This window comes from Mesorhizobium sp. M7A.F.Ca.AU.002.02.1.1, assembly GCF_003998535.1.
GTDB lineage: Bacteria > Pseudomonadota > Alphaproteobacteria > Rhizobiales > Rhizobiaceae > Mesorhizobium > Mesorhizobium ciceri.
The window spans coordinates 1-1,480 of the sequence record NZ_RZPB01001116.1 but is presented as its reverse complement, the minus strand read 5'-3'; the positions used below and the strand labels follow the sequence as shown (position 1 = coordinate 1,480).

At 63.2% G+C, this 1,480-nt stretch carries 1 protein-coding gene and 1 pseudogene; both read left to right on the top strand.

Annotation, left to right across the window (positions count from 1 at the left end; translation table 11 throughout):
• Positions 1–537, top strand: a pseudogene (locus EN879_RS35605) (septal ring lytic transglycosylase RlpA family protein); the annotation flags it as partial.
• 103 nt (positions 538–640) lie between these two features.
• Positions 641–1,480: D-alanyl-D-alanine carboxypeptidase family protein (locus EN879_RS35600; protein WP_164774827.1), on the top strand; the 840-nt coding region annotated here is incomplete at its 3' end.

The following is a 1,480-nucleotide window of genomic DNA, read 5'->3' as shown; positions in this document are numbered from 1 at the left end:
CCAAGCCTGCCTGCCGGCACTGCTGCCGTGCCGTTTCCGGGCCAGTTGACAGATACCGGTTCTGTCCAGCCGATCATGTCGACGCAGTCGTCGGCCTATGGCGATCTGGCGCTTCCGGATTTCGGCCCGATCGTGCCGGAGCGTCCGCAGATCAATCTGCCGCCGCAATCGCCGTTTGCCGTGGCCTCGCTGTCCTATGCCGACGAGCGGGTCGAACGCGCCTCAAATGCCTTCGCCGCGATGGGTGGCGACGGCATGTCGCCGGCCGATGTGCTCCAATCATGGAAGCGGCAGCCGCCAGCGGCCGGTCCGTCCACTGACTACGTCGCGGCTGGTTCGTTCGAGGATGCAGCGGAGGCCAAGCGTGTTGCCGCTGAGCTTGCCGCATACGGCAAGATCGAGATCCAGCGTTCGGAACTCGATGGCGAGGATTGGTATTCGGTCAATCTCTATCCCGATGGCCACCGCAATCTCGATGATTTGCTGCAGGCTGCCTGGTCGCATGGCGCGCCCGATGCGCTGGCTGTGCGCAACTGAGCGCAAGCCTGATGGGATTTCCGCTGCGCGGTTGATCCGCCGCGCAAAAAGCCTGATACTTTTCGCGGGCTTGCCGGCGGTGCCGGCCAACGGGTCGAACATCATGCAATTTCGCTTGCTCCCGCCTCTCGCCGGGCTTCTGGTTTTTGGCTTGCTGCTGTTTTTCCAGGCTCCGGCCGGTGCACAGCTGTTCGAGACCAAGGCCGCGCAGGCCTTCATGATCGATGCCGAGACCGGGACGGTGCTGTTTTCCAAGGAGGCCGACAAGCCGATACCGCCGGCCTCGATGGCCAAGCTGATGACCATGGAAGTGGTTTTCAATGCCATCAAATCCGGCCGCCTGAAGCTCGACGATACGTTCGTGGTCAGCGAGAACGCCTGGCGCAAGGGTGGCGCGCCTTCGGGAACATCGACGATGTTCGCCAAGCTCAAGTCGTCGATCCGGCTCGAAGACCTGATTCAGGGCGTGACCGTGCAGGCGGCCAATGACGGCTGCATCGTCATCGCCGAAGGCATGTCGGGATCCGAAGACAATTTTGCCGTGCAGATGACCGAACGCGCCCGCCAGATCGGCCTCAAGACGTCGACTTTCGTCAATTCGACCGGCCTGCCGGCGGATGGCCAGCAGACGACCGTGCGCGAGCTGGCGCAGCTCGCCCTGCACCTGTGGCGCGATTATCCGGATTTCTATCGCTATTATGCCCAAAAGGATTTCACCTGGAACAAGATCTCACAGAGGAACCGCAATCCGCTGCTGGCGATGGACATCGGCGCCGACGGCCTGGCGGTCGGGGCGAGCGAGGCAGCCGGCTTCGGCATCGTCGGTTCGCTCAGCCACAATGGTACCCGCGTGATCGCGGCGATGAGCGGGCTGGCCTCGGACAAGGAGCGCGCCGAGGAAGCGCGAAAGCTGCTCGACTGGGGTGTCCGCTCCTTCGAGAAG